Source organism: Nocardia sp. NPDC047038 (genome assembly GCF_040644075.1).
Classification (GTDB): Bacteria; Actinomycetota; Actinomycetes; order Mycobacteriales; family Mycobacteriaceae; genus Nocardia; species Nocardia sichangensis.
On record NZ_JBEYVQ010000001.1, the window covers coordinates 1 to 25,307 of the forward strand.

Annotated in this window: 26 protein-coding genes and 1 pseudogene; 18 read left to right on the forward strand and 9 right to left on the reverse strand. The window is 66.9% G+C overall.

The features are described 5' to 3' along the window. The 5 genes and pseudogenes from ABZ824_RS00005 to ABZ824_RS00025 form a co-directional block, all read right to left on the reverse strand. Positions 1 to 392 (reverse strand): annotated as a pseudogene (locus ABZ824_RS00005) (DNA-directed RNA polymerase subunit beta); the annotation flags it as partial. 332 nt (positions 393 to 724) lie between these two features. Further along, a complete protein-coding gene (locus ABZ824_RS00010) occupies positions 725 to 1,924 on the reverse strand; it encodes a Cmx/CmrA family chloramphenicol efflux MFS transporter (protein WP_356960702.1) in 1,200 nt (399 codons plus the stop codon). A gap of 251 nt (positions 1,925 to 2,175) precedes the next feature. Next, entirely contained in the window at positions 2,176 to 2,802 is a 627-nt protein-coding gene (locus ABZ824_RS00015) for a hypothetical protein (protein ID WP_356960703.1), read from the reverse strand. A gap of 30 nt (positions 2,803 to 2,832) precedes the next feature. Further along, positions 2,833 to 3,099 (reverse strand): hypothetical protein, encoded by a 267-nt coding sequence (locus ABZ824_RS00020; RefSeq protein WP_356960705.1) that lies wholly within the window; start codon positions 3,097 to 3,099, stop codon positions 2,833 to 2,835. Positions 3,100 to 3,170: 71 nt separating this feature from the next. Further along, entirely contained in the window at positions 3,171 to 3,614 is a 444-nt protein-coding gene (locus ABZ824_RS00025) for a hypothetical protein (protein WP_356960706.1), read from the reverse strand. A gap of 161 nt (positions 3,615 to 3,775) precedes the next feature. Here ABZ824_RS00025 and ABZ824_RS00030 point away from each other — a divergent pair, with 161 nt between their 5' ends. Then, positions 3,776 to 4,651 (forward strand): helix-turn-helix transcriptional regulator, encoded by an 876-nt coding sequence (locus ABZ824_RS00030; protein WP_356960707.1) that lies wholly within the window; start codon positions 3,776 to 3,778, stop codon positions 4,649 to 4,651. After that, on the forward strand, positions 4,648 to 4,860 hold the full coding sequence (locus tag ABZ824_RS00035; protein WP_356960708.1) for a DUF397 domain-containing protein: 213 nt from the start codon (positions 4,648 to 4,650) through the stop codon (positions 4,858 to 4,860). Before ABZ824_RS00030 ends, ABZ824_RS00035 begins: the two co-directional genes overlap by 4 nt. A 95-nt stretch (positions 4,861 to 4,955) precedes the next feature. Here ABZ824_RS00035 and ABZ824_RS00040 read toward each other — a convergent pair whose 3' ends face one another. Beyond that, on the reverse strand, positions 4,956 to 5,375 hold the full coding sequence (locus ABZ824_RS00040; RefSeq protein WP_356960710.1) for a hypothetical protein: 420 nt from the start codon (positions 5,373 to 5,375) through the stop codon (positions 4,956 to 4,958). 255 nt (positions 5,376 to 5,630) lie between these two features. Here ABZ824_RS00040 and ABZ824_RS00045 point away from each other — a divergent pair, with 255 nt between their 5' ends. From ABZ824_RS00045 to ABZ824_RS00065, 5 genes are all read left to right on the forward strand, one after another. Then, entirely contained in the window at positions 5,631 to 6,161 is a 531-nt protein-coding gene (locus ABZ824_RS00045) for a DUF3558 domain-containing protein (protein WP_356960712.1), read from the forward strand. 16 nt (positions 6,162 to 6,177) lie between these two features. Beyond that, complete coding sequence (locus tag ABZ824_RS00050; RefSeq protein WP_356960714.1) at positions 6,178 to 6,561, forward strand: hypothetical protein; 384 nt, start codon at positions 6,178 to 6,180, stop codon at positions 6,559 to 6,561. Continuing rightward, positions 6,561 to 7,901: a hypothetical protein gene (locus ABZ824_RS00055; RefSeq protein WP_356960716.1), complete on the forward strand. Its 1,341-nt coding sequence runs from the start codon at positions 6,561 to 6,563 to the stop codon at positions 7,899 to 7,901. Before ABZ824_RS00050 ends, ABZ824_RS00055 begins: the two co-directional genes overlap by 1 nt. An 8-nt stretch (positions 7,902 to 7,909) precedes the next feature. Beyond that, positions 7,910 to 8,683, forward strand: a complete 774-nt coding sequence (locus tag ABZ824_RS00060; RefSeq protein WP_356960717.1) for an ESX secretion-associated protein EspG — start codon at positions 7,910 to 7,912, stop codon at positions 8,681 to 8,683. A gap of 191 nt (positions 8,684 to 8,874) precedes the next feature. Then, a complete protein-coding gene (locus tag ABZ824_RS00065) occupies positions 8,875 to 9,528 on the forward strand; it encodes a Uma2 family endonuclease (RefSeq protein ID WP_356960718.1) in 654 nt (217 codons plus the stop codon). Between the two features lie 232 nt (positions 9,529 to 9,760). On the opposite strand, the gene ABZ824_RS00070 is transcribed toward ABZ824_RS00065, so the two are convergent. Both ABZ824_RS00070 and ABZ824_RS00075 read right to left on the reverse strand, forming a co-directional pair. Then, positions 9,761 to 11,242, reverse strand: coding sequence for a nitrate/nitrite transporter (locus ABZ824_RS00070; RefSeq protein WP_356960720.1), 1,482 nt, complete (start codon positions 11,240 to 11,242; stop codon positions 9,761 to 9,763). Between the two features lie 194 nt (positions 11,243 to 11,436). Beyond that, positions 11,437 to 12,108, reverse strand: a complete 672-nt coding sequence (locus ABZ824_RS00075; protein WP_356960722.1) for a FadR/GntR family transcriptional regulator — start codon at positions 12,106 to 12,108, stop codon at positions 11,437 to 11,439. A gap of 65 nt (positions 12,109 to 12,173) precedes the next feature. Here ABZ824_RS00075 and ABZ824_RS00080 point away from each other — a divergent pair, with 65 nt between their 5' ends. Then, positions 12,174 to 13,430, forward strand: a complete 1,257-nt coding sequence (locus ABZ824_RS00080) for an MFS transporter (RefSeq protein WP_356960723.1) — start codon at positions 12,174 to 12,176, stop codon at positions 13,428 to 13,430. A gap of 105 nt (positions 13,431 to 13,535) precedes the next feature. Here ABZ824_RS00080 and ABZ824_RS00085 read toward each other — a convergent pair whose 3' ends face one another. Further along, positions 13,536 to 13,694 carry a hypothetical protein gene (locus ABZ824_RS00085; protein ID WP_356960725.1) on the reverse strand — a complete coding sequence of 53 codons (159 nt, stop codon included), beginning with the start codon at positions 13,692 to 13,694 and terminating at the stop codon, positions 13,536 to 13,538. 85 nt (positions 13,695 to 13,779) lie between these two features. Between ABZ824_RS00085 and ABZ824_RS00090 the strand changes: the two genes are divergently transcribed. The 10 genes from ABZ824_RS00090 (at position 13,780) to ABZ824_RS00135 (ending at position 25,307) form a co-directional block, all read left to right on the forward strand. After that, a complete protein-coding gene (locus ABZ824_RS00090; RefSeq protein ID WP_356962397.1) occupies positions 13,780 to 15,237 on the forward strand; it encodes a nitrate/nitrite transporter in 1,458 nt (485 codons plus the stop codon). A 29-nt stretch (positions 15,238 to 15,266) separates the two neighbouring features. Then, positions 15,267 to 17,792 carry a nitrite reductase large subunit NirB gene (gene nirB, locus ABZ824_RS00095; RefSeq protein WP_355079809.1) on the forward strand — a complete coding sequence of 842 codons (2,526 nt, stop codon included), beginning with the start codon at positions 15,267 to 15,269 and terminating at the stop codon, positions 17,790 to 17,792. A 64-nt stretch (positions 17,793 to 17,856) separates the two neighbouring features. After that, positions 17,857 to 18,258 carry a nitrite reductase small subunit NirD gene (gene nirD / locus ABZ824_RS00100; protein ID WP_355079807.1) on the forward strand — a complete coding sequence of 134 codons (402 nt, stop codon included), beginning with the start codon at positions 17,857 to 17,859 and terminating at the stop codon, positions 18,256 to 18,258. A gap of 5 nt (positions 18,259 to 18,263) precedes the next feature. Then, positions 18,264 to 19,505, forward strand: a complete 1,242-nt coding sequence (locus tag ABZ824_RS00105; protein ID WP_355079805.1) for a uroporphyrinogen-III synthase — start codon at positions 18,264 to 18,266, stop codon at positions 19,503 to 19,505. Next, positions 19,502 to 20,251: a sirohydrochlorin chelatase gene (locus ABZ824_RS00110; protein WP_356960727.1), complete on the forward strand. Its 750-nt coding sequence runs from the start codon at positions 19,502 to 19,504 to the stop codon at positions 20,249 to 20,251. The genes ABZ824_RS00105 and ABZ824_RS00110 overlap by 4 nt, the downstream gene beginning before the upstream one ends. Before the next feature lie 295 nt (positions 20,252 to 20,546). After that, the gene (locus ABZ824_RS00115; protein ID WP_356960729.1) at positions 20,547 to 20,678 is read left to right on the forward strand and encodes a hypothetical protein; all 132 of its coding nucleotides are present in this window, start codon (positions 20,547 to 20,549) and stop codon (positions 20,676 to 20,678) included. Between the two features lie 144 nt (positions 20,679 to 20,822). Further along, positions 20,823 to 21,320 (forward strand): pyridoxamine 5'-phosphate oxidase family protein, encoded by a 498-nt coding sequence (locus ABZ824_RS00120; protein ID WP_355079802.1) that lies wholly within the window; start codon positions 20,823 to 20,825, stop codon positions 21,318 to 21,320. 45 nt (positions 21,321 to 21,365) lie between these two features. Further along, on the forward strand, positions 21,366 to 21,773 hold the full coding sequence (locus ABZ824_RS00125) for a YciI family protein (RefSeq protein WP_356960731.1): 408 nt from the start codon (positions 21,366 to 21,368) through the stop codon (positions 21,771 to 21,773). Continuing rightward, entirely contained in the window at positions 21,770 to 22,915 is a 1,146-nt protein-coding gene (locus tag ABZ824_RS00130; RefSeq protein ID WP_356960732.1) for a DUF6596 domain-containing protein, read from the forward strand. The genes ABZ824_RS00125 and ABZ824_RS00130 overlap by 4 nt, the downstream gene beginning before the upstream one ends. 199 nt (positions 22,916 to 23,114) lie before the next feature. Next, positions 23,115 to 25,307 carry an MMPL family transporter gene (locus tag ABZ824_RS00135; protein WP_356962399.1) on the forward strand — a complete coding sequence of 731 codons (2,193 nt, stop codon included), beginning with the start codon at positions 23,115 to 23,117 and terminating at the stop codon, positions 25,305 to 25,307.

Genomic DNA, 25,307 nt, shown 5'->3' on the forward strand with positions numbered 1-25,307 from the left:
AACTCCGCCGTCACGAACAACGGAGCCGCATACGTCATGTCCTTGTCCTTGCACTCATCGATCGAGGCCTTGACCTCTTCGAAGCGCGGATCGGATAGCGTCAGCGCCATCGAGCCGGAGAAGTCCTCGATCGGGCTGATCTCCGCGAGCACCTCCGCCAATCCACCGGCGCCGGATTCGCCGCGCGCGGTGGCCCGTTCGCGCCAGGCGGGCGTGCCGATCAACCACTCGAACGAATCGGTCTGGACTTCCAGCAAGCCCGGAACTTCGAGGGGCTCACGGATCTTCGCGAACGAGAGCCGTTTCGGCGAGGGGGAGACTCCGGAATCGGCGGGCGTTGCGGCATAGACGTCGGTCTGACTCGAGACTGTCAAGATGCGTCCTTCCAGCACCTCATGACGCCCATACGTTCGCGTGGGCGTCACGGTATCTGCTTGTCCTGTGGGCGGTAATTCACATGGCGCACCGTGCTGGACCGTGTCCGAACATGACTCGACAACAACGGGTAGAAGGTGGCACGCAGACTGTGCCACTTTCCACGGTCAATTCGTATTTCGAGAGTTGGACAGCACGCGACCCGGCGCGAAGCCCTAAATTACACCCGATTTCGACCGATGTCGAGAGACAACAAGAAAGAAGACACACCATTTCCTGTGTCTTCCCATATTTATAGTGACATCTCGATCCTTCGTTCGTCAAGTCTATTAGCGGTAATTCGCCAGCATTACTCGAGCGGGTCTCCTGCCGCGGCGGTCGCCGCCGGTGATGCGACCGGTTGCCTCGCCGCCCGCACGACCGTGGCCGCGGCGAGTGTGAGAACCGTGCCACACCACAACGCCTTCGCGGGCTGACCGGTGTGGTCGACGACCACGGCGGCGGTGACAGGGCCGAGCACGGCGCCGATATTGAACGCCGTGGTGGCCAGCGCACCCGCGATCCGCGGCGCGCCGGGCGCCGCGGTCTGCACGATCGTCGTGATCAGTGTCGATCCCACTCCGAACGCGACCGCCCCGGACACCGTCGCCATGATCGCCACGCCGGGCAGTGCGTGCGCGGTCAGAGCGGCCAGTAACCACACCCCGACGAGCCCACTCGTTCCTACGGTGACGATCCGCTCGCGATGACGGTCGCTGTGGCGGCCGCAGACCGTCACGCCGACGAACGAACCGATGCCGAACAAGGCCAGCACGATCGGAACCCAGCGGCTGTCCGCTGTGGAGAGCCCTGCGGTGATCGAACCGAGGAACGTGAACCCCGCGAACGTCGCCGCGTTGACCAGCACGGCGACCAGCACCGAGGTGAGTACCGGCCGTTCGCCGAGTACCGCCCACTCCCGCAGCAAAAAGGACTCAGCTGTGGCCGGGCGATCACCGGTGCGAGCCGTACGGGGCACCATCGCCCACACCGGAATCACCGCTGCCCCGCTGACGATCGCGACAGTCCAGAACGCGATACGCCAATCCCAGATCTGCCCCAGCACAGTGCCGGCCGGTACCCCCGCGATACACGCCACGGTCACCCCGGACACCACCACCGAGGTCGCACGCCCCACCATCGCCGAGCCGACCAAGTGCGGCAGAGCGGCCAGCGCGATTGCCAGGAATCCCGCGTTGGCGACGGCGGCGACGACCCGCGTCATCAGCAGTACCGTGAACTCGCTGGTCACAGCGCCGACGACATGAGCAGCGCAGAACACCGCCAAGAACGCCGCTATCGAGTGCCGGACCGGCAACCTGCCCGCCGCCATCGCCATCACCGGCGCCCCGAGCACCATGCCCGCCGCGAACAGTGAGGTCAGCAGACCGGCGGTGCCGAGCGAGACTCCGACATCGACGGCGATCGCCTCCAGCAACCCCGACACCATGAACTCGGACGTGCCCTGCGCGAACACCGCGACAGCCAGCACGAACACCACAATGGGCATAAAAGGAACTCCCCGGATACAGGGCGCGACAAAGCGCCCGAGATGGTCGCGGAAATCGGGTGAACCGTCACCCTCCGCGGAGAGACCAGCTTCGTCCGGCGTTGCGAAATAACCACTCGGTCGCGCTACGACCAGCGGTTTCGCATTCACAACGCCGCCCGGCGCGTATGCCGGGCGGCTACCGTCTGGACGACTCCGGGGAATTCACGACCACACCATAACAACGCGTGCAGGCGCGGCCAACGCGATTTTCAGTGACCCCGTAGGCGGGCTATGGCGGCGCGGTTCGCGGACGGATCGAGCGTTATGGCCGCCGCCCACACGTGCGCCGCTACGGCGCGCTGGTCGAAGAGGGCTATCCAGGCGTCGATGCACTGGCGGGTGTCGCCCACCGAGGTGGGCGTCGGTCCGAGTTCGGGCAGGTGGGTGTACGTCAGCGACGTGTAGGTGCGTCCTCGGGCGTCGAATATCGTTGCCGCGCAGATGGGATCGGCGGTGGCGCGTTCGCTCGATCGGCCCGCGGCCACGGCCTGTATCGCCTCGTGCGGGCTGGTGAATATCTCGCCCACCGTCAGGTAGGCGAGCCCGAACGCCCACAGGCGGCCGGTGAATCGTCGGATCAGCCATTCGGCCGAATCCAGGACGGGTGAGCGTTCGGCGTCGGGGTCGAGGACTATCGGGGTGTGGGCCGCGTCGTGCGCGGTGGCGCTTCCGGTGCGGGCGAATCCCCAGAAATGCACGGTGTCGCTGTCGGCGGCGTCTGCGCGACGCTCGGCCAGCATGGCCGCGAGTAGCGAGTCGATCGTGGCGTTGGGCGGGATGGCGGAACTCGTCGGCTTGCGCGACTTGTCCTGTGGTCGATTTCGTCGATCGGGCATTTTCGCTCTCTGGAGGGGGCGTGGAATCGGTCAGGCGAACTCACTCGGCTGGGGCGGTCCGGGAGGATCCGTGGTGCGTGCTCCGTGTGCGGGCAGCAGAATGTCCCAGAACTCGATGCGCACCGCGTCCCACAGCCGGAAGTGGCGCGGGAACCATTCGCGGACCTGCGCCAGATCCGGCAGTGCGCGCTCATCGAAGGCGACGAATCCATTCTCGCCCAGCGGGATCGGCACGGCGTCGCCGTTGTTGCGCAGCCGGTAGGCGGGTGTGGGATCGGCTTCGTCACGCAAGAACACGATTTCGATGCGACTGCCCAACACTCGCCAGCCGGCCTGTGCGGTTCCCGTTGTGGTCCGATGCAATCGGCTCACCCCCGGAAGGATTCCGGTGGGGCCGCCAACGCCGACAATTGCTCCAGCACAGCTTGAATCGTGCGCACGTCGACAGCGCGGTCGGCGTTGTCGTGTCCGTCATGGGACGGGAACCGGAGTCCTCGGGCGGCGGCGCGTTCCCGGTGGCTCACCGCCTGCGGTATCAGCCGACCGGTGATGACGAGTGTGCGATACGCCGCGGCCTTCCACGCGCACCGCTCGATCCGGCAGGCCAGGTGCGCCCGCATCTGCTCGTGCGCCAACTGCACATCGGCGCGACGGCAGATTCCGGGCGGAACGAGGAGGCCGTCCGTGGCCTCGCGACGCCCAGGCCGGTGCGGCCCGATGCCGTGACTCGTCGGCTGTTGATCGCACGTAATAGGCGCCGGTGCGCGGGAATTCGTGACGAAATCGAGTTCTGTTCCGTGTTGTTCGGCCATGTGCATATGCTGCGAACGTGCTCACGACGGGGAGCTCGAATCGACCGGTGCCCGGCAATCGGCGCATACGCGCTGAGCGCTTCCCGAGTGCGCGGATGTCGATTCTCGCCGTGGGAAAAAGCAGGTCACACCGTGGGACAGCAGGGGAGGACGCAACGGAAATGGTCGGTACCAAGTCGGACGTCAGCCGGACGACGCTGCCGCGTCGCCAGTTGGGCCGCGCACTGCGCGACGCACGTCAGGCCAACGGCTACACCCTCGAGCAGGTAGCCGAGGTCCTGGAGATCAGCCGATCCGCGCTGGGACGGCTGGAACTGGGGCAGAACGAGAAGATCAAGGTTCGTGACATCGAGTTCATCTGCCAGTACTACGGGCTGCCGGAGGAGCGGACGGAGTACCTGAAATTGCTTGCCGAGCAGGCGCGTGTGAGACCGTGGTGGGAGGACTTCCGGAATCTGGTACGTCCCGGCTTCAACACGTATCTGCAATTGGAGGCCGCGGCAACAGAATTGCACTTCTTCCAAGCACTCATCATACCGGGCCTGTTGCAGACTCCCGACTATGCCCGCAGTGTGCGATCGTCTGCGCCGATGGGCTCCTCCGCAGATGCTGACTGGCTCGTGGAACGGAGAATCCAACGATCAGCGATTCTTACCCGCAGGCACAAACCGATGCGGGCCGAATTCCTGGTGCATGAGTCGGCTTTGCGTACTGTTGTCGGTTCTATGCGAATCATGTCTTCGCAATACCGTCATCTTGCTGACATGGGTAGGCGAGAGAACGTCTCGATCCGAGTCGTTCCCTTTACTGCTGGCTTCCCAGGAGGATTGGCGGTACCGCCGTTCATCATTATCGACTTCCCTCATGGCGAGCCGTCCGTTGTCTACACCGAGGGCGCGATAGGGACCATGATTTTCGAGGATGCGGACGATGTGAACCGCTTCCGGGTGATCCACGAAGCCCTCAATGGTGCGGCACTCGAAGAGCAAGGATCGAGAGACCTGCTCAGGACTATGGCCAGGAGATACGAACAATGATCATCGACCTATCCGGAGCGGAGTGGTTCAAGTCTGTCCACAGCGGTGAGGCTGATGCGTGCGTCGAAGTCGCGTGGCTCGAGGCTGGTTACGTCGGCGTCCGTGATTCGAAGAACCCGACCGGCCCGGCGCTGATCTTCGCGCCGGGCCAATGGGACTCTTTCACCGCGTGCGTTATGACTGGCGCTCTGATCTGCGGATCGGCGTAGACAACAGACAGCCCGGACCTCGGCCCTTCAGCCGATGTCCGGGCCGTATCCATCACGGACACTGACGCAAGTCAAGCGCTTTTGGTGCGTCCGATTCAACGGCGGCTGAGCCAGACTGCTGCCAGCGGGTACGGGGCAATAATCGGAGTCCCGGCGATATTCACGGTTCCGCTCCAAAGTCCTTGCCGGGGGTCGATGTCATGCAGGTCGAGCCCGAAGGGCACGAAGTCGAACGAAACATACGTCTCGTCCGAGCCGACCGGCGTCTGATGCCCTCCCCGGCTGGACCCGCCACAGACCAACTCCACCGTCCTGCCATCCACAAAGACTTGCAGATCGCAGTTCTCGATCGGCGACCCGATCACATTGGAGGGACCCCGCCCGATGTGATAGGTACCAGGCGGGATAACACCGTTGCGCGGAAACTCCGGATCGTCGGCGGAGGCGACGGCGGGAGCAACAGAGAACGCCGCGGCAGCCAACGCAAAACCGGCCACGATCTTGCCGAACTTCATGATTCCAACCCCTTCGAAATTTGTCGAACTCAGTCGTATGTCCTAGCTTTCGTCGAACTTGATACTGCTCTGCCACCATAGATCCGGCCCCCGACCTCCCTGCCCCCCAACGTGGAGAGCGTCTCCAGACCCGGTCCGCTACCGAGTGACGCGGCCACGCACAGAGCACCTCTCGACCAGCGCAGGCAGGGAGCGTCAGACAGGTCGTCTGCTACTGTTGGCGCACTTGAGTCGTCACGGGTCGAGAGGGTGGGGATGAGTCGTCGAATCCTGTTGGCACTGCTCATCGGAGCGCTGGCGACCGGCGCTGTGGCATGCGGGGATGCCACGAGCGGATCGCCCACGGCGAGTTCCGGCACCACTGCGGCCCAGGCTCTGTTCAACCCCTGCACGGGGATCCCCGATGATGCGCTGCGGTCGGCGGGTGTTGATCCGGCCACCGAGGAGGCTGGCATCGCGGGAGTTCCTCAGTCCGGCTGGGAGATCTGCAATTGGGAGGGGCCCAAGTACTTCGTCTCAGTGTTTTCTACTGCACGTACAGTTGCCGAGTTCGAGAAGAAGCCCGGCAACATTGAATTCCGCGACGTGACAATTGCTGGTCGAGTTGGTCGGCAATTCAAGGTAGAAGGTGCATCGAAGAACCTGCTCTGCGATGTAGTTTTCGCTGCTCGGCAGGGAGCGGTTCAACTGCGGGTCTCCAACAAGGCAACGATCAGCAGTCCTGAAGATCCTTGTGTGATCTTGAATCGGGTCGGCGATTCTACTGTGCCGCTATTTCCGCATTAATTGGGGAGGGAGTCGTATGAGCGAGGCTAACGCAGCGACCTGGCGTGTACTGGCCGACCAGGCTCGTGCGGGCGAGTTGTATCTCGACGATGAGAACGCCGCATATCTCTGCGCCAAGGCATGCGACGAGCGCCTCGTTGATTTGAATAGGCTCCTCTTCTCGGCGCAAGGTGCTCAGAACGTCTCTGGCTTCGGCGATTTCACCATGGCAGAGGGCTTGGCGAAAAAGTTCCTGAAACAGGCCAGCGGTGAGCCTCATTCAATCGACCAAGTCCTCCAAGAACACATCGAGACCGTGAAGAACATGCGTGAGGTCATGGCGATCTCGTTCAAGCGCATCACCGGACAGGACATCGAGAACGCGACGCAGTTCACGAACACCACCGAGCAGGTGCGCTGATGGGCAACCCGTTCGACTCTCTGCGAGTCTTCGATATGGGGGAACTCGGTTCGACGATGCTTCGCAACGTCACCAATTGGATATCGGGTGAGGAGTTGCAGCCGGACGTCGATGTGGCCGGGGTGCAGGACAAGTACAACCGGCAGCGCGACGGTGTGCGAGGCCGGGCCTCCGATGTCGGGTTCCAGGGCGAATTCCGGCCGAGGGAGGTTCTCGACGCGGATGAGTTCGAGCGGCACGATATCGCGACGCTGCGTGGCAAGGTCGATCAGATCGATTTGAAAGCGGTCGGTGACCTGGTGACCGCGTGGAACACCATCGCCGATCGGCACCAAACCTCTTTGGACACCTTTACGAAAGCCATGGCGCGGGCTACCGACGACAGTGTGTGGCGGGGTGAGGCGCGCAATGCCGCAGCGAGTGCGGTCGGCGACTATGCCGCACAAGGTGCCCAGGTTTCGAACGCGGCCCGGCTGACCGGCAACAAGCTGGCCGAATTGCTGACCGGGCTGGAGCCGACCAAGCAATTGGTCCCGCACGCGCCGGAACATCGCAGCGGAATCGGCAACGCTCTCGCCTTCGTCGCCGGGCGGGGATGGCGCAATGACGATGTCGCCGAGTACAACACGAAGACCGAGGCAGTTCGCGTGTTGAGAACCGTCTACGCTCCGGTCGTGATGGAGTCCGATACCAATGTGCCGGTGATTCCGCGTCCGGCGACCACCGCGAATCCGGGTGGCATCGGTGACGGCAGCGGCCCGCGAGGCACGAACACTGGCACCAGTAACCCGTCGGGAACTTCGTCGCCCAGCTCGGATCCCTCCGGCACGAACTCCACCGAGGACCCGACGGCTCAGTCGAGCAACCATTCCTCGGACGACGCCTCGAAAACATCGGAGTCGACCGGTGCCGACCCGGCGTCCACTACGCAGGACTCGACCACACCGGCTTCCACCATGCCCTCTTCGACAACACCCGCCTCGACGACTCCTACGCCGAGCGCATCGCCGACCAGTCCCGGCAGCCCGCACTCGAGCACGCAAGGCAGTCCGGGAAGCCCGACCGGTCCGGGTGCGCCCGGTGTCTCGGTGCCGTCGAAAGGCACACCGAACAGCACCAACGCGGTCCCGACCGCCGCGCGGACCGGCACCTCTCCCGGCCGCGCCGGTGCGAGCGGAATGGGCGGAATGGCTCCGGGTGCGCGCGGCGGCAAGTCGGATGAGGAATCCACCAAGGGCATTCCGGATTACCTGATCACTCAGGAACACGGCAATGAGCTCATCGGCCTGGACGAGTTGCCCGGGACGGTGCCGCCGGTCATCGGGGACAACCCGCGATAAGGACACCCATGCCCGAGGTGCAGAACTGGCGGTTCACCGCGCTCGAATTCCGGACTCTGTGGGAGTCCACCGGTCGGGACGTGCTGCCGTATCCCCTGCAGCACCAGTACACGACGGAATTCCGGTCGGAGAGTCTGCGGTTGCGGCAGGCGGCGGCGCAGTCACTGCGCCCGCGCATCGATGACGAGTTGCTGCGCGCGGTGGAAGTGCTGCTGGCGCCGGAGGCTCGGGTGGAAGTGGCCGGATTCGTCGGTAAACGCCGCAACCGGAGGCTGCGGGCCCACGTGGGGGTGCACTACGAGCACGGCGCGGTCGCGGTGCAGGAACCGGGACCGGACCCCGAACACGGCGGTGATGTGGTGCTGACGTTGCTGCCCGCCAGTGCGGTGGCGCGGGCCGTGGTCGACGTTTTCCCCGTCTGCGGCCCGGGGCAGGGGAAACAGTTGCAGGCTTCCGCAGAGGAGTTGGCGCGGCCGAGGCCGCCGGTCCGCGACGCTTGGCGACCGACGCCGCGGGAGGAGTTCGAGCGGTTCTTCACCCGGGCAATGACGTTGATCGGTCACGTCGGCGTTTACGCGATGGGTAGCGTAGACAACCGGCATACGCACGGCCGCAAAGATTTCCAGCTCAACGACGTCGAAAATGACGGCCGTTACGTCACGTTCGGCGCGGATCTGCTGACGATCAAACCCACCACCGCCGAGCGCGTCGCCGCCACCTTGCAGCAAATGATCAGCAGAACTGTCAAGGAAGTGCGCGACGGGGTCCACCTACCGTATTGACCGGAGTGGCCGGGCGCCCCCAACCCTCCGCAGACGCAGTGGCCTGCGGGATCAACTGAACACGGTACGGACATCACCTGGTTCTACTCCCGGGTGGTCTCGTCACCGGGGACCGCGCAACCTGCCCGAGCGCCGTGTCGACCGCTGCTCGGTAGCCCCTCCTGGATGGGCAGGTCATCTACTATTGCGGCATGCCCGTTCCGCGTATCGAGCGGCCCGGCCTCCCCGAGTACATGACCTGGGAGGAGCTGGAGCGACTCCCGGAGGAGATCGCGAGTCAGATCGAGTTGTGGAACGGCCGCGTGGTCTGGGTGGGCCGTGGTCCCTCCGAACATCAAACGTTCACGAATTTGATATGGAGCGCCTTGCGCCGCTGTGCCGGGCAAGACATGTCAAAGCACACACAGCATTGCTGGCGCGTCACGACGGAGACGAATGTCTTTCTGGGCCGCACTGGCAAGTCCGATTTCCTTACTCCCGACTTCCTCGTCCACAGGTGTCTCGAAACCCCGTATCAGGATGTGCGTGGCGACGACACCTTGCTGGTCGGGGAGGTCCTGTCGCCATCCAACACCCAGGCTGATATCGAGGCGAAGAAGGTTCGGTACGCGAGCGCCGGAATTCCGTGGTACTGGGAAGTGACTCTGGCCCGAGAAGCGAGCGCCATCGCCATTGTCCGTGCCTACGCGGTCGAGACCGGGCATGCTCAGCTTCCGGAGGGGGTTCATCCACTCCACCCGTCCAACTACCTTATGGTCGGCGAATGGACACCCGGTGATTCGGGCGGCATCGAGATCGACTTTCCATTCCCGATCGCCATTCCCTGGTCCGAACTCGAATTCTGAACCAGGTCAGAGGGGTCCGGTGGCCTATGTGAGTCGATCACTGCCGGGTTGCGCGACGAAACCGAACGCCCGCGCGTCGTCCCGGTGCAGGCCGGGACCCGTTGCCGGACCCGGGATCTGGCCCCGGGTGACGAGCGGACGTTCGGTTGTGGGGTGGGCGGCTCCGCCGGAGGGGGCGGCGGAGATGACGCCCGTGTCCCGCGGGGTCCGGACCGCGGGACAGGCGGAGCGGTCAGACGTTCGCGTAGGCCAGCGAGGGGACGCGCTGGATGGCGAACGAGGACCGCAGGTAGAACCACCAGGTGATGGCCGCCATCACCAGGAACGCACCGGCGTAGGCCCAGAACGCGGGGGCCATGCTGTGCAGGTGGGTGTTGGACAACCGCAGCGCCTGCTGCAACAGCCAGCCACCGGAGGCGCCGACCGCGCCGATGACGCCGATCGCCGCGCCCGCCTGACGTTTGGCCGAGGCCGCGGCTTCGGTGAGGTCGAGGCCGTGCTCGGCGGCGTACTTCTTGGATTCCGCGCTGAAGATGGTCGGGATCATCCGGTAGGTCGAGCCGTTGCCGATGCCGGTGAGCACGAACAGCAGCAGGAACGCGATCAGGTACAGCGGGAAGCTCTTCAGTTCCAGCCCGGCCATGATCAGCGCGACCGCGACCGCCATGCCGCCGAAGACGTACAGGGTGATCTTCGCGCCGCCGACCTTGTCCGACACCCAGCCGCCGAACGGACGGCTGAACGACCCGACCAGTGCGCCGAGGAACGCGAGGTTACCGAGCGTGGTGATCCAGCCGATCTTCGCCAGGTCCGGGAAGTTGGCCTTGATCAGGGTCGGGAAGGCGAAGGAGAAGCCGATGAACGAGCCGAAGGTGCCGATGTAGAGGATCGCCATCACCCAGGTGTGCCGGTTGGTGAGCGCCCGCCGGTAGGACTTCCCATCGGACTTGGCGGTGCCGATGCTGTCCATGTAACGCAGCGCGCCGAATGCGGCGGCCAGGATGAACGGCACCCAGACCAGCACCGACAGCGTGATGCCGAAGCGATAGCCGCCCGGATCCTTGGCCATGATGTGCGTGCCGAGGGTGATCAGCAACGGCAGGACCAGCTGGGTCTGGGCGACGCCCAGGTTGCCGCCCGCCGCGTTGATGCCCAGCGCCGCCCCCTTCTTGCCCTCGGGGAAGAAGAAGTTGATGTTGGCCATCGAGGAGGAGAAGTTGCCGCCTCCTACGCCCGCGAGCGCCGCGAGCAACAGGAACACCCACATCGGCGTGCCCGGCTGGTTGACGAAGTAGGCCAGGCCGAGTGTGGGAAGCAGCAGCATCCCCGCGCTGAACACGGTGAACGCCCGGCCGCCGAACCGGGGAACGGCGAAGGTGTACGGGATGCGCAGCGCGGCGCCGACCAGGGTGGGGGTGGAGGTCAGCAGCAGCGCGTTGCTCACCGCGGTGGGGTTGCCCTTGCCGAGCCCGGCGAGGAAGTCGAATCCGGCGGCGCCCATGCTGGTCACCACGGTGCCCCAGATGACCCAGATGCTGAAGCCGAGATTCTCGGCGAACACGGAGAAGATGAGATTCTTGCGCGCGGTTTTCGCACCGCCGGATGCCCAGAACGTCGGATTGTCGGGATCCCAGTGGTCGAGCCACCGGCCACGTTTCTGATATTCGAAAGTCGTTGGCTGCGACTGCTGGCCGGTGGCTGCTACGGCGGTCATCGGCTTCCTCTCGATTCGGCTCGACCGGCCCTCATCGCGGCGCAGTGCCGCCGGCGGCTGTCGAGTGCCTAGCTACGGTCGAGACAAAGGTATGAGCCGCTTGTTGCGTCCCCGTGGCCCTCGATGACGTTCCCGGCAAATCCGACTCACATTGCGCGGCCGGGAATGGTGACCACTTGGTTACCTGACGCCGTTTATCGCGCGTCCGGATATTCCGCGATGAGAGAGTTGAGGAAGCAGCGTGTCGCGGAGGCGGCCCGTTCGGGATCGCCGTCGATCACGGCGTGCACGAGCGCCGCGTGTTCGTCGGTATAGGAGTCATCCGATTTGGCGGTCCGCGCGCGGATCACCTGTTCGATGATGGGCAGCAGCGAATCGTAGAACTCGAGATACACCGCGTTGTGGCTCGCGACGACGATCGCGCGGTGCAACTGGACGTCCGCCTCGATCGCGGAGGCGGGGTCGTCTTCCCATTTCTTGTCGCGTTCGGCCAGCAGGCGCAGCAGGTTCGCGATGTCGGAGTCGTCGCGGCGGCGCGCGGCCAGGCCCGCGGCGGTGACGTCCAGCGCGAGGCGCAGCTCCAGCACGTCGCGTTCCTCGGCGTCGGCGAAGTACTTGCCGAGCGTCCCGCCGAGGTCGGAGGCCGCGATCACGTAGGTTCCCGACCCTTGGCGACGCTCCAGCATGCCGGCGTGCACGAGGGCCTGGACGGCCTCGCGCACGGTGTTGCGGCCGGTGCCGGTGAGCTCGGTGAGCTCCGGCTCCGTGGGAATGCGGGAGCCGATCGACCAACGGCCGGAACGGATTTCGGCACGCAGCTGCTCGGTGACCTGGGCGATGAGGCTGGTGCGCCGGACGGGTTGCACCTCGACAGAGTACCGCCCATCACAAATCGTTGCCGCTCTTCATCCGGTCATCCTATGATTTCTCGGTGTCTGCGACCCTTCCCGAAACCGAGGCTCGCCAGGAATCCGTCCTGGTAGAGCGCCGTCGACGTGCGCTGATCGAGGGCCGGGCGCTGGTCCTGGCAGCCATCGTGATGTCGGCGCTCACCCTACGAGTCGCGGTCACCGCGTTCAGCCCGCTCGCCGAGCGGATCGGCACCGAAATCGGTTACGGCACCGCCGTTGTCGGCGTCTTCGGGATGCTCCCCACCGCCATGTTCGCGCTGTCCGGGCTGCTCACCCCGGTCTTGGCGGTCCGGCTCGGGCTGGAGCGCACCGCGCTGACGGCCATGCTGATGGCGGGCGCGGGCATGTCGATCCGGGTGCTGATGTCGGGCACCGCCGAACTGCTGGTGTTCTCCGCGCTCGCCCTCGCGGGCATGGGTATCGGCAACGTGGTGATCCCGCCGCTGGTGAAGCGGTACTTCCCGGATCGCCTGGCCGGGATCAGCTCGCTGTACATAGTGATGGTGCAACTCGGCACGGTCGTGCCCGCCGTCACCGCGGTCCCGGTGGCGGACGCGCACGGCTGGCGCGTCTCGCTCGGCGTGTGGGGTCTGCTCGGGTTCGCCGCTGCGGTGCCGTGGTTGGCGGTGCTGCGTGGCCGTCGCGGGCACGACGGCGCGGATCGCACGGCCGTGCCGGTGCGGGAGCCGCACGGCGGGCGGGTGTGGCGTTCGCCGATCGCCTGGGGCATGGCGGGCATGTTCGGCATGACCTCGCTCACCACCTACGCGATGTTCGCCTGGTTGCCGAAGATCCTGAGCGAGGCCGGTGCGAGCGCGGCGTACGGCGGAGCCATGGTCGGTCTGTTCGCCGTGGTCGGCCTGGTCGCGGCGCTCAGCGCGCCGACCGTGGTGGCCCGATTCCGTAATCCGTTCCCCGTGGTGGTGGGTTGCGCGGCGCTGTTCTTCATCGCGTTCGCCGGGCTGCTGATCGCGCCGATGGCGGCGCCGATCCTGTGGGTGGTCGTGCTCGGCCTCGGTCCGAGCACCTTCCCGATGGCGCTGACGCTGATCAATCTGCGCACCCGCACGCCTGCCGGGTCGGCCGCGCTGTCCGGCTTCACCCAGGGCGTCGGCTACGCGGTGGCCTGCGTGGGTCCGCTGTTGTTCGGCGTGCTGCACACGGCCACGGGCGGCTGGCTGGCTCCGTTCGCGATGCTCGGCCTCGCCGTGCTGGTGCTGCTGGCCGGTGCGTGGCAGGCGTGCAAGCCGCGCGTGCTCGAGGACACCTGGAATTGACGCGCGCGGCCGTCGGCCGGAAATCTCACAGTTCGGGTTGCGCGGCTGTGCGAACGGGGTCAGGATGGGCGCATTCGAATTGCACGGAGTAGCGCGCGTCACACCTCACCGGTCGGCGAATTCGAGATAAGCCTTTTCGTGACGCACGGAAACTGTTGTGTCACATGCCTGAAACATTCGGTCGAAACTCACCTCGCGGAACCGGTAATCGTGAGCAACCGTTGATTTGACGGTCATTTCGCGCAGCATTTCGGCAATACCCATTTCCTACCGTGGGGCCAACCGACTTTGGGAGGCCCCGTTGAGCACGCTGACGCATAACCGTCTGGAAGCGCTGGGACGGACGAAGATCCGCAGGCCGCATCTCGATCATTGGGATGCGGAGGACGTCGCCGCATGGGAAGCGGGCGGCAAGGACATCGCCCGCCGCAACCTGATCTGGTCGGTCTTCGCCGAGCACGTCGGCTTCTCGGTCTGGTCGATCTGGTCGGTGATGGTGCTGTTCATGCCGACCGACAAGTTCGGCATCGACCCGGCGGGCAAGTTCTTCCTGGTCGCGATGCCGACCCTGGTCGGCGCGTTCCTGCGGATTCCCTACACCGTGGCGACCGCGCGCTTCGGTGGACGCAACTGGACGGTCTTCAGCGCGGCGATGCTGCTGATCCCGACGCTGCTCACGCTGTACTTCGTCAACCAGCCCGGCACCTCGTACACGACGTTCCTCGTGATCGCCGCGTTCGCCGGCTTCGGCGGCGGCAACTTCGCCTCCTCGATGACCAACATCAACGCTTTCTACCCGCAGCGGCTCAAGGGCTGGGCGCTGGGTCTGAACGCGGGTGGCGGCAATATCGGCGTTCCGGTGATCCAGCTGATCGGCCTGCTGGTCATCGCGACCCTCGGCAATGGCTACGCCTCGCTGATCTGCGCGGTCTACCTGGTGCTCATCGCGATCGCCGGCTTGGGCGCCGCGCTGTTCATGGACAACCTGCCCAACCAGAAGGCCGACCTGTCCTACATGCTGACGGCGCTGAAGGTGCCGCAGTCCTGGGCCATCGCGTTCCTCTACATCGGCACCTTCGGCTCGTTCATCGGCTACAGCTTCGCCTTCGGCCAGATCCTGCAGATCAGCTTCCGCGCTGGCGGCGACACCGTCGCGCAGGCCACGCTGCACGCCGCGCAGATCGCGTTCATCGGTCCGCTGCTCGGCTCGCTGGCCCGGCCCTACGGCGGCAAGTGGGCCGACCGTATCGGCGGTAGCCGGGTCACCCTCTATGTCTTCGGCGCCATGATGGCGGCGGCCGTGCTGGTCACGGTGGCCAGCACGCGGGCCGACAACAACAACGGCGTAGCGGGCGGCGGTGTGATGACCGCCCTGGTCGTCGGCTTCATCGCCCTGTTCGTGCTCTCCGGCATCGGCAACGGGTCGGTCACCAAGATCATCCCGTCGGTGTTCGAGGCGAAATCCAAGAGCCTGGACGCCACGCCCGCCGCGCGGGCGGCCTGGTCGCAGAACACCTCCGGCGCGCTCATCGGTTTCGTCGGCGCCATCGGCGCACTCGGCGGCGTGGGCATCAACCTGGTGCTGCGCACCTCCTACGCGTCCACCAAGTCCGCGACCACCGCGTTCTGGGTGTTCATGGCCTTCTACGTGGTCTGCGCCCTGGTGGTCTGGGCGGTGTTCTTGCGCCGTCCCAGCCTGCGCGGCCTGACCGCCGATTCCGAGGTCGTGACCGAAGCCGAGACCTTCGTCCTCGAAGCCGAGGCCGGTCACTCCCAGTCCCCGTCCGCCGGCTCGGCCCGCGCCTGACACCCGATCCAGTCCAGGAGGACCCACAGATGAACCCCACAGTCGCTCGCAAGACCGCGGTGGTCGTCGGCCACGGGATGGTCGGGCACCGGTTCGTCGAGGCGCTGCGCTCGCGCGACACCGAAGGCCAGTGGCAGGTGATCATCCTCAGCGAGGAGCAGCTGCCCGCCTACGACCGCGTCGGCCTGTCGTCCTACGTCGGCGCCTGGGACCCGAGCGCGCTCGCGCTGCCCGGCAACGAGTACGCCGGTGACGAACTGGTCGAGCTGCGGCTGGGCCAGAGCGCCGAGTCCATCGACCGGGCCGCGCGCAAGGTGACCACGTCCTCGGGCGACATCCTCGCCTACGACGCGCTCGTGCTGGCCACCGGTTCCTACCCGTTCGTGCCGCCGGTGCCCGGCCACGACAGCCCGGAATGCTTCGTCTATCGCACCCTCGACGACCTGGACGGTATCCGCGCGGCCGCCGAAGCCGCCGGTTCCGGCGCGGTGGGCGTGGTGGTCGGCGGCGGCTTGCTCGGTCTGGAGGCCGCGAACGCGCTGCGCCTGCTCGGGCTCACCCCGCACGTGGTGGAGTACAACACCCGGCTGATGCCCGCCCAGGTCGACGAGGGCGGCGGCGCCATCCTGGAGCGCCTGGTCACCGACCTCGGCTTGTACGTGCACACCGGTGTGGGCACCTCCTCGATCGAGGCGGCCGACAAGGGAGTGAAGGTCACCCTGTCCGACGAGACGGTGATCGATGCCGGGTTGGTCGTGTTCTCCGCCGGTGTCCGCCCGCGCGACCAGATCGCCCGGGACGCGGGCCTGGAGGTCGGTCCCCGCGGCGGCATCGTCACCGACTTGGGCCTGCAGACCTCCGACCCGAACATCTGGGCCATCGGCGAATGCGCCGCGGTGGAGGGCGTGTGCTACGGCCTCGTCGCGCCGGGCTACACCACCGCGGAGATCGTGGCCGACCGCCTGTTGGGCGGCGCGGGCGAGTTCCCCGGTGCGGACATGTCGACCAAGCTCAAGCTGCTCGGTGTCGACGTGGCCAGTTTCGGTGACGCGCACGGCGTCACCGAGGGCGCGCTGTCGGTGGTGCTGCACGACGCGGCCAAGGGCACCTACGCCAAGCTGGTCGTCTCCGATGACGCGAAGACCCTGCTCGGCGGCATCCTGGTCGGCGACGCCACCGCCTATTCGGCGCTGCGTCCGCTGGTCGGCCGCCCGCTGCCCGCCGAACCGGCCGCGCTGATCTCGCCCGCGGGCGCCGAACTCGGGGCCGACGCGCTGCCCGACGACGCGCAGATCTGCTCCTGCAACAACGTGTCGAAGGGCGCGATCTGCGGGGCGATCGCCGAAGGCGCCTGCGACATCCCCGGGATCAAGAGCTGCACCAGCGCCGGAACCTCTTGCGGCGGTTGCGTTCCCATGCTCAAGAAGCTGCTCGAGCAGTCCGGCGTGGAGATGTCCAAGGCGCTGTGTGAGCACTTCGAGCAGTCGCGTGCGGAGTTGTTCCAGATCGTCCAGGTCACCGGCATCCGCACCTTCTCCGGCCTGATCACCAAGTACGGCAAGGGAACCGGCTGCGACATCTGCAAGCCGACCGTGGCGTCCATCCTCGCCTCCACCTCGAGCGACCACATCCTCGACGGCGAGCAGGCCGGGCTGCAGGACACCAACGACCACTTCCTGGCCAACCTGCAGAAGAACGGCACCTACTCGGTGGTGCCAAGGATGCCCGGCGGTGAGGTCACCGCCGAACAGCTGATCACCATCGGCGAGGTGGCCAAGGAATTCGGCCTGTACGTGAAGGTCACCGGCGGTCAGCGCATCGACCTGTTCGGCGCGCGCGTCGAGCAGTTGCCGCTGATCTGGAAGCGGCTGGTGGACGCGGGCATGGAATCCGGTCACGCCTACGGCAAGTCGCTGCGCACGGTGAAGAGCTGCGTCGGCTCCACCTGGTGCCGCTACGGTCAGCAGGACTCGGTCGGCATGGCCGTGCTGCTGGAGAAGCGTTACCGCGGGCTGCGTTCGCCGCACAAGCTGAAGCTGGCGGTCTCCGGTTGCGCCCGCGAATGCGCCGAGGCGCGTGGCAAGGACGTCGGCGTGATCGCCACGGAGAACGGCTGGAACCTCTATGTCGGCGGCAACGGCGGTCTCACCCCGAAGCACGCCGTCCTGCTGGCCGGTGAACTCGACGACGAGACGCTGATCAAGTACATCGACCGGTACCTGATGTTCTACATCCGCACCGCTGATCGTTTGCAGCGCACCGCTCCGTGGCAGGAGGCGCTGGAAGGCGGTATCGATTACCTCAAGCAGGTGATCTGCGAGGACAGCCTCGGCATCGCCGAGGATTTGGAGGCGGCGATGGCTCAGCACGTCGCCGGCTACCGCGACGAATGGGCCGCGGTGTTGGAAGACGAAGAGAAGCTGTCTCGCTTCGTGTCGTTCGTCAACGCCCCGGAGGAAGCCGATCCGACGATTTCCTTCGACGAATCCGGGGAGCGGAAAGTTCCCGTCCTGCTCGGACTGCCGGAAGTTCCGGTCGCCACGCAGGGGAAATGACCGCTTAACCGCATGGAAACAGAACGTCGGTACCAATGAGTAAGGCGTTTGGAGGATGACACCGATGACCGTGATCGATACCCCCGGCATCGCCGCAGCTACCACCACTGGGTGGACGCAGGCCTGCCGTCTCGACTACCTGATTCCCGGCCGCGGCGTCGCGGTGTTGCTCAAAGGTGGCCGACAGGCCGCCCTTTTCCTGCTGGAGAACGGCATGCTGTATGCCGTCGGCAATATCGATCCGATCGGCCGGGCGGCGGTCATGTCGCGCGGGATCGTCGGCGACCGCGGCGGGGCGCCCGTCGTGGCCTCGCCGCTGCTGAAGCAGGCCTTCTCCCTGGTCGACGGGCGTTGCCTGGACGACGAATCGGCGATGCTGCCGGTGTACGCGGTGCGCGTGGACGACGGCATCGTCTCGATTTCCAACGAGCCGGTGGCCACCGCGCTCGCGTCCTCGGATGGATGAACCCAATGACAACAGTTGACGCGGGCGCGAGCCTGGCCGGATTCACGGTGGGCATCACGGCGGCCCGTCGGGCGGAGGAATTCGCCACACTGCTGGAACGCCGGGGCGCGAACATCGTTTCCGCACCGGCAATCCGCATCATCCCGCTCGCCGACGACAACGAGCTGGAGCGGGTGACCCGGCAGTTGGTCGCCGATCCACCGCAGATCACCGTGGCCACCACGGGAATCGGCTTCCGTGGGTGGATGGAGGCCGCCGAGGGCTGGGGTCTCGCCGAGGACCTGCGCGCGACGCTGGGGACCACCCGGATGCTCGCCCGCGGCCCGAAGGCCAAGGGCGCCATCCGCGCCGCCGAACTGCGCGAAGAGTGGTCGCCGGCCTCCGAGTCGTCCGCCGAAGTGCTCGATCACCTGCTCGCCGAGGGCGTGGAAGGTGTTCGGATCGCCGTGCAGTTGCACGGGGCCACCACCGAGTGGGAGCCGGTGCCCGACTTCTGCGAGGTATTGCGTTGCGCGGGAGCGGATGTCGTTCCGGTGCCGGTGTACCGCTGGGTGCCGCCGGATGATCAGGGGCCGATGGACCACCTGATCGAGGCCATCGTCACTTCGGGCATGGACTGTGTCACCTTCACCAGCGCCCCCGCCGTGGCGTCGATGTTGATGCGCGCCAAGGAGACCGGGCTGCTGGAAGGGCTGCTGTACGCGCTGCGCGGCCGGGTGCTGCCCGCCTGCGTCGGCCCCATCACGGCCGCGCCGCTGGAGGAACTCGGGGTGCCAACCTCGATGCCGGGCCGAGCCAGGCTGGGCGCGCTGGCCCGCCACGTCGCCGAGGAACTGCCCAGGCGAGCCAACCGGATTCACGCCGCAGGCCACATCATCAGCGTGCGCGGCGCGTGCGTAGTGGTCGACGGTGAGGTGCGTCAGCTGGCGCCCGCGCCGATGGCGTTGATGCGTTCGCTGGCCCGCCAGCCCGGCCGGGTCGTCTCGCGCGAGGACCTGTTGGCCGCGCTGCCCGGCGGCGGGGACGACACGCACGCGGTGGAGACCGCCATCGCCAGGCTGCGCGCCGGACTCGGCACGCCGAAAGCGATCCAGACCGTGGTCAAACGTGGGTATCGGCTCGCGCTGGACCCGGCGGAATGTATCGACAACAACCCACGGCCCACCGCGACAGGAGGACCACAGGTGCCCGGTGTCGGAATTCCGACCCGGGCACCTCGGTACATCCAGACTGCGGGGAGCTGGTGACCGCGCCCGCCCTGGTGCTCGTGGCCCACGGGACCCGCAGCACCAAGGGCGTGCAGATGATCGCGGCGCTCGCCGAGGCCGTGACCAAGGAGCTCGGTGCCGGGATTTCGGGGCCCGGCACCGAGACGCCTTGGGTGCGTACGGCATTCGTGGATGTGCTCGGTCCTTCGCCTTCGGAAGTGCTGCGCGATCTGGTGACCCCGGCCGGGGAAACCGTACCCGCCGTGGTGGTTCCGGCGTTCCTGGCCTCGGGCTATCACGTCTACCAGGACGTGCCGCGCGAGGTCGCCGAGAGCGACCATCCCGCGGTGACGGTCACGCCCGCCATGGGACCGGATCCGGCGCTCGCGCGGATCATGGCGATGCGTCTGCGTGCCGCAGGTTGGCGTGAGGGTGACGCGGTGGTCTTCGCCGCCGCGGGCTCCTCGGACGCCCGGGCCCGCCAGGATGTCCGGCGCGCGGCCGCGCTGCTGGCCGAACACCTCGGCGTTCCGGTCCGTATCGGCTACGTCGCGACCGGTGCGCCGCGGGTGCCGGAGGTCGTCGCGGAACTGCGCGCGGCGGGGGCGGACCGGGTGTTCGTCGCCTCCTATCTGCTCGCGCACGGCCTGTTCCAGCAGCGTCTGCACGAGGCGGGCGCGGACGGCGTCGCGGAACCCATCGGCGTGCACCCGGCGGTGGTCCGCTTGATCGCCGAGCGCTATCGGGTCGCAGCCGGCGAGTTGGTGCGGGCGCGGGTTCGCTGAGCATCGGCCGTCCACCGCCCGCTGATCGGCGGCGCGAGCGCGCGAGCCTGCGCGATCGAGTGCCGTCCGATCGATTCGGGATTCCGGTAGTCAACCGGAGACCGTGGTGCGCCAGGTCGTGCACAGCCATGCCAAGGCCAGCGGGAACCTCTGACCGGGTTGGCGCACAAGTTGACGCCGGAGTGATGTGGCGAGCTGGACACGCTGCTGACCGTTGATCCGTCCATCGGGCCCTGGCGGGTGGTCGGCTACCAGGTCCGTTGGAAGTCGAGGTCGAAGAGGCCGAGATTCCCGCGTGAACCGGCAAGTGCTGCCGCCCTCCGCCACCGATCCGCAGATCCGGGACGAGTGGATCGGCAGCCTGTTCCGCGGCGAGCGCATAGGGTGGGCCGCGGCCGCGGGCGGCGATCGCGCAGGTCAAGCCTAGTTGCGCGGTGTCGTGGCCATCGAGCCCAGAAAATCTCGAGAATTGGTCCGCCTCGGATGTCGAGAACGTCCGGTCGGCTCCGTCCCAGGGATACGAGCGGCTACGGACATGTCGCTCGACCACCCCGACGTAGGAGCGATCACCATGCGAGCGACCGAGATCACCGAGATCCTGAACCGTCCGATCAGCCAGGAGCTGCTGGCCCGCGACCTGACCCGGCTGGCCTATGTCGCCACGGATGGCACACCGCGCAGCATACCGATCGGCTTCACTTGGAACGGCTCGGAGATCGTGCTGTGCACCACGAAGAACGCCCCCAAGTTGTTCGCACTGCGCAAGAACCCGATGGTTGCCCTGACCATCGACACCGAGGTCCACCCGCCCAAGTTGCTGCTCATCCGCGGGCGCGCCGAGCTTGACGTCGTCGACGGCATCCCGGACGAGTATCTCCAGATGAACGGCAGCTACGAGATGACACCCGAGCAGCGCGTCGAGTGGGAGGCCGAGGTCCGCTCGCTCTACGACGGCATGGTCCGGATCGTTGTCACCCCGACTTGGGCGAAACTCATCGACTTTGAAACCACCCTGCCCAGCCCGGTAGAGGAGTTGATTCGGCAACGGGCCGAACGTCAGCATGCCTGAGAGCGACGCGGCAAGAATGGTCCCTACCGATCCGAGGAGAAGATGATGGCCAAGTATCTGCTGCTCAAGCACTACCGAGGCGCACCGGCATCGGTCAACGACGTGCAGATGGACCAGTGGACCCCGGAAGAACTCGCGGCCCACGTCCAGTACATGCAGGACTTCGCCGCGCGGCTCGAGGCCACCGGCGAGTTCGTCGACAGTCAAGCGCTCTCCCCGCAGGGCACGTTCGTCCGCTCGGACGGCGAGGGCCGCCCGCCGGTCACCGATGGACCGTTCGCCGAGACGAAGGACCTGATCGCCGGCTGGATGGTGATCGACGTCGAGACCTACGAGCGCGCGCTCGAGCTGGCCGCGGAGCTGTCCGCCGCACCCGGTGCGGGCGGGAAGCCGGTCCAGGAGTGGCTCGAGGTGCGGCCGTTCCTCACCGCGCTGCCCACGGTCACCGAGTGAACGAGTCGCTGCTGCGGGAACTCGTGCCCACGGTGATCGGTGTCCTCGTCCGGCGCGGAGCCGACTTCGCGTCGGCCGAGGACGCCGTGCAGGAGGCGCTGATCCGCGCGCTGCGAAGCTGGCCCGACGATCCACCGCGCGATGCGAAAGCCTGGCTCGTCGCGGCCGCCTGGCACAAGTTCCTCGATACCGCCCGGGCCGAAACATCGCGGCGCGGGCGGGAACTCGCCGTGGAGGTCGAGCCGCCGACCGGTCCGGTGCCGGGCACGGACGACTCACTGTGGCTCTACTTCCTGTGCGCGCACCCGTCGCTGTCGCCCGGCTCGGCCGTCGCGTTGACGCTGCGCGCGGTCGGCGGCCTGACGACGCGGCAGATCGCGACGGCATACCTGGTGCCCGAAGCGACCATGGCACAACGGATCAGCCGGGCCAAGCGGCGTATCGCGGGGCTGCCGCTCGATCGACCCGGCGATCTGGCGACGGTGCTGCGCGTCCTCTATCTCGTCTTCAACGAGGGTTACGGCGGGGACGTCGATCTGGCAGCCGAAGCGATCCGCCTCACCCGTCAGCTGGCAGGCTCCACCGACGAGCCCGAGGTCGCGGGCCTGTTGGCGCTCATGCTGCTGCACCATGCCCGCCGCGCGTCTCGCCTCGGCCCTGGCGGTCGCCTGGTGCCGCTCGGTGCACAGGACCGATCACGTTGGGACACCGGCCTGATCGCCGAAGGAGTGACGATTCTGCAAGCCGCGCTGGCTCGCGACCGCTTGGGCGAATACCAAGCGCAGGCCGCGATCGCCGCCCTGCACGCGGATGCGCCGAGCGCCGCCGAGACGGACTGGGTGCAGATCGTGGAGTGGTACGACGAACTACTGCGCCTCACGGGTAGCCCGGTGGTGCGACTCAACCGCGCGGTCGCCGTCGGCGAGGCCGACGGACCGCAAGCCGGCTTGGCAGAGCTGAGCGAGGTGGATTCCGATTTGCCCCGGTACACCGCCGTTCGCGCCTATCTCCTCGAACGCGCCGGCGACCTCGAGCAGGCGGCCGAGCTGTACGCCGAGGCATCCCGAGCAGCCACCAGTGCGCCGGAACGCGACCACCTCACCCGTGAGGCGGCGCGGGTGAGGCAGTCACTGCGTTCGTGAGCACGGGTTGCTCACCCACACGGAGTCTGCTCCCCTCGCTGCTGTCATCGGGAGTCTCCGAACCCTGTGGGGTATGCCACTACACCTCATATACCCCCATGGGTATAGTCGATTATGCCCCCAGGGGTATGCTAGAGCAGGTTGAGTGCTGCGATTCGTACCGCAAGGAAAGGAAGCGCCGATGCGGCCGACGACATTCATGGGGCAGGACCGGGTCGCCGCCGGCAAGTCGGTGCGGCCCGGCGGCCTGCTGGCGCGATGGGGCGCGATGATGGCAGGGCGGGCCCGGATCGTGTTCGCGGTGTGGCTGTTGTCGCTGGTGGCGCTCGGGGCGGCGGCGCCCGGCGTGTTCACCTCGCTGGCCGGAGCCGGATGGCAGGCCGATGGTTCGGAGTCGGTGCGGGTCCGTGAGCTGGCCCAGCAACACTTCGGCGGGAATTCGTCGGCGGCGGTGCAGGTAGTGGTGCATTCCGACACCGAGACCGTCGCCGATCCGACGATGCGGCAGACATTGGGCCGGATCTCGGCGATCTTCGCGGACGATTCCCGCTTCGGTGCCGTCGTCCCGCCGCAGCCGGGCACGACGATCAGCCCGGACGGCCACACCGGCATCCTGATCGCGGGTGCGAACGCCTCCACCGACGACATGGTGAAGGCCGTCGACGAGCACAAGGCGGCGCTGACCGCGCTGTCCGGGGACGGAGTCGAGGTCTATCCCACCGGTGCGTCGGCGTTGTGGAGCGATTTCAACAAGGCCAACCACGAGGCGATGCTCGAGGCCGAGCTGTTCTCCTGGCCGGTCACGCTGGCGATCATGGTGCTGGCCTTCGGCTCGCTGGTCGCTGCCGGGCTTCCGCTGCTGCTGACGGTGGCCGGGCTGGTCGCCTCGGCCGGTGGTCTGGTGCTGCTCAACCACCTCACGCCGATCTCGGTGTGGGCGATGAACTTCGCCATGATGTTCGCTCTCGCGTTGGGCATCGACTACGCGCTGTTCTTGGTCGCCCGCTTCCGTGACGCGCTCACCAAGTCCGCCGATTCCCGTTCGGCGGTGGCCGAGACCATGGCCACCGCGGGCAAGGCTGTCGTGCTCTCCGGGTTGACCGTGCTGGTCAGCCTGTCGGCGGTGCTGCTGGTTCCGGCGCCCGCGGTGCGCACCATGGCCGTGGGAATCATGCTCGCGGTGGCGTTCGTGCTCGCCGCCACGCTGACGTTGCTGCCGGCGGCGCTAGGCGCGCTGGGTGGCCGGATCAACGCCGCGGCACTGCCGTACGCGACCCGTCAGCAGCATCGCTCGCCGCGATTCGCCCGCTGGGGGCAGCTACTGCACGATCACCCGTGGCCGTTCGCGCTCGCGGGGCTCGGTGTGCTGGCGGCGCTGGCGTTGCCTGCCACCGGATTGCAGGTCGCGATGCCCTCGATCCAGGTCGTGCCCGCCGACGCGCCCGTGCGCCAGGGCTACGAACTGGTCCAGCGTCAACTCGGCGAGGGCGCGCCAGGCGCATTGCAGATCGTCGTCCCCGAGGCCGAGGCCGCCCGCAGCGCCGAGTCGGCAGCCACGACCGACGGCATCGCTACAGTCACGCCGCCCGCGCCCGCCGCGGATGATTCCGGCCTGGTCATGATGCAGGCGCTGCCCGCCGTCGATCCTTCCGACGACCGGCTGGGCGGCATCCTCGACAACCTGCGTGAGCGACTGCCTGCCGATGCCCTCGTCGGCGGCGCGCCGGCGGAAAACCTCGACTTGCAACAGGCGCTCGACGACTATCTGCCGATCGTCGTCGGGGTGATCCTCGTCCTGGGCTTCGTCCTGCTGTTGGTGGCGTTGCAAGCGCCGCTCATCGCCGCGCTGGGCACCTTGGTCAGCCTTTTGTCGACCGCAGCCGCGTTCGGTGTGGCGAAGCTGATCTTCCAGGACGGTCACGGCGCGGGCCTGCTCGGCTTCAGTCCGCAGGGATTCCTCGACGGTTGGGGACCGGTGTTCTTCTTCGCGATGATCTTCGCCATCGCCATGGACTACACCGTGTTCCTGTTGGCCACGGCCAAGGAGCACTACGAGCGCTCGCGAGATCCCCGGACGGCGGGCATCGACGGGCTGGCCCATTCCGGCCGGGTCATCTTCGCCGCAGCGGCGGTCATGGTCGCGGTGTTCTTCACCTTCGCGCTGGCCGATCCGCTTCCGCCGAAAGAGATGGGCATCATCCTCGGCGTCGCGGTGCTGCTGGACGCGGTGGTGGTGCGCTTGGTGTTGCTGCCCGTCGCGCTGCGCTTGACCGGTAGGGCCGCGTGGTGGTCCCCGGCTTGGCTGCGCCGGATTCTGCCCACCGTCAGTTTCGCCCACGAGCGGACGGAGTCGGCGGGTGATACCCCAAGGGGTATTGTGAAGACTAAGTGA

Excerpts from the sequence above, each read along its gene's own strand:
- ABZ824_RS00010 (WP_356960702.1), bottom strand. The coding sequence starts at position 1,924 with ATGCCCATTGTGGTGTTCGTGCTGGCTGTCGCGGTGTTCGCGCAGGGC.
- ABZ824_RS00015 (WP_356960703.1), bottom strand. The coding sequence starts at position 2,802 with ATGCCCGATCGACGAAATCGACCACAGGACAAGTCGCGCAAGCCGACG.
- ABZ824_RS00025 (WP_356960706.1), bottom strand. The coding sequence starts at position 3,614 with ATGGCCGAACAACACGGAACAGAACTCGATTTCGTCACGAATTCCCGC.
- ABZ824_RS00030 (WP_356960707.1), top strand. The coding sequence starts at position 3,776 with ATGGTCGGTACCAAGTCGGACGTCAGCCGGACGACGCTGCCGCGTCGC.
- ABZ824_RS00035 (WP_356960708.1), top strand. The coding sequence starts at position 4,648 with ATGATCATCGACCTATCCGGAGCGGAGTGGTTCAAGTCTGTCCACAGC.
- ABZ824_RS00040 (WP_356960710.1), bottom strand. The coding sequence starts at position 5,375 with ATGAAGTTCGGCAAGATCGTGGCCGGTTTTGCGTTGGCTGCCGCGGCG.
- ABZ824_RS00045 (WP_356960712.1), top strand. The coding sequence starts at position 5,631 with ATGAGTCGTCGAATCCTGTTGGCACTGCTCATCGGAGCGCTGGCGACC.
- ABZ824_RS00050 (WP_356960714.1), top strand. The coding sequence starts at position 6,178 with ATGAGCGAGGCTAACGCAGCGACCTGGCGTGTACTGGCCGACCAGGCT.
- ABZ824_RS00055 (WP_356960716.1), top strand. The coding sequence starts at position 6,561 with ATGGGCAACCCGTTCGACTCTCTGCGAGTCTTCGATATGGGGGAACTC.
- ABZ824_RS00060 (WP_356960717.1), top strand. The coding sequence starts at position 7,910 with ATGCCCGAGGTGCAGAACTGGCGGTTCACCGCGCTCGAATTCCGGACT.
- ABZ824_RS00065 (WP_356960718.1), top strand. The coding sequence starts at position 8,875 with ATGCCCGTTCCGCGTATCGAGCGGCCCGGCCTCCCCGAGTACATGACC.
- ABZ824_RS00070 (WP_356960720.1), bottom strand. The coding sequence starts at position 11,242 with ATGACCGCCGTAGCAGCCACCGGCCAGCAGTCGCAGCCAACGACTTTC.
- ABZ824_RS00085 (WP_356960725.1), bottom strand. The coding sequence starts at position 13,694 with ATGGGTATTGCCGAAATGCTGCGCGAAATGACCGTCAAATCAACGGTT.
- nirB (WP_355079809.1), top strand. The coding sequence starts at position 15,267 with ATGAACCCCACAGTCGCTCGCAAGACCGCGGTGGTCGTCGGCCACGGG.
- nirD (WP_355079807.1), top strand. The coding sequence starts at position 17,857 with ATGACCGTGATCGATACCCCCGGCATCGCCGCAGCTACCACCACTGGG.
- ABZ824_RS00105 (WP_355079805.1), top strand. The coding sequence starts at position 18,264 with ATGACAACAGTTGACGCGGGCGCGAGCCTGGCCGGATTCACGGTGGGC.
- ABZ824_RS00120 (WP_355079802.1), top strand. The coding sequence starts at position 20,823 with ATGCGAGCGACCGAGATCACCGAGATCCTGAACCGTCCGATCAGCCAG.
- ABZ824_RS00125 (WP_356960731.1), top strand. The coding sequence starts at position 21,366 with ATGGCCAAGTATCTGCTGCTCAAGCACTACCGAGGCGCACCGGCATCG.
- ABZ824_RS00135 (WP_356962399.1), top strand. The coding sequence starts at position 23,115 with ATGGGGCAGGACCGGGTCGCCGCCGGCAAGTCGGTGCGGCCCGGCGGC.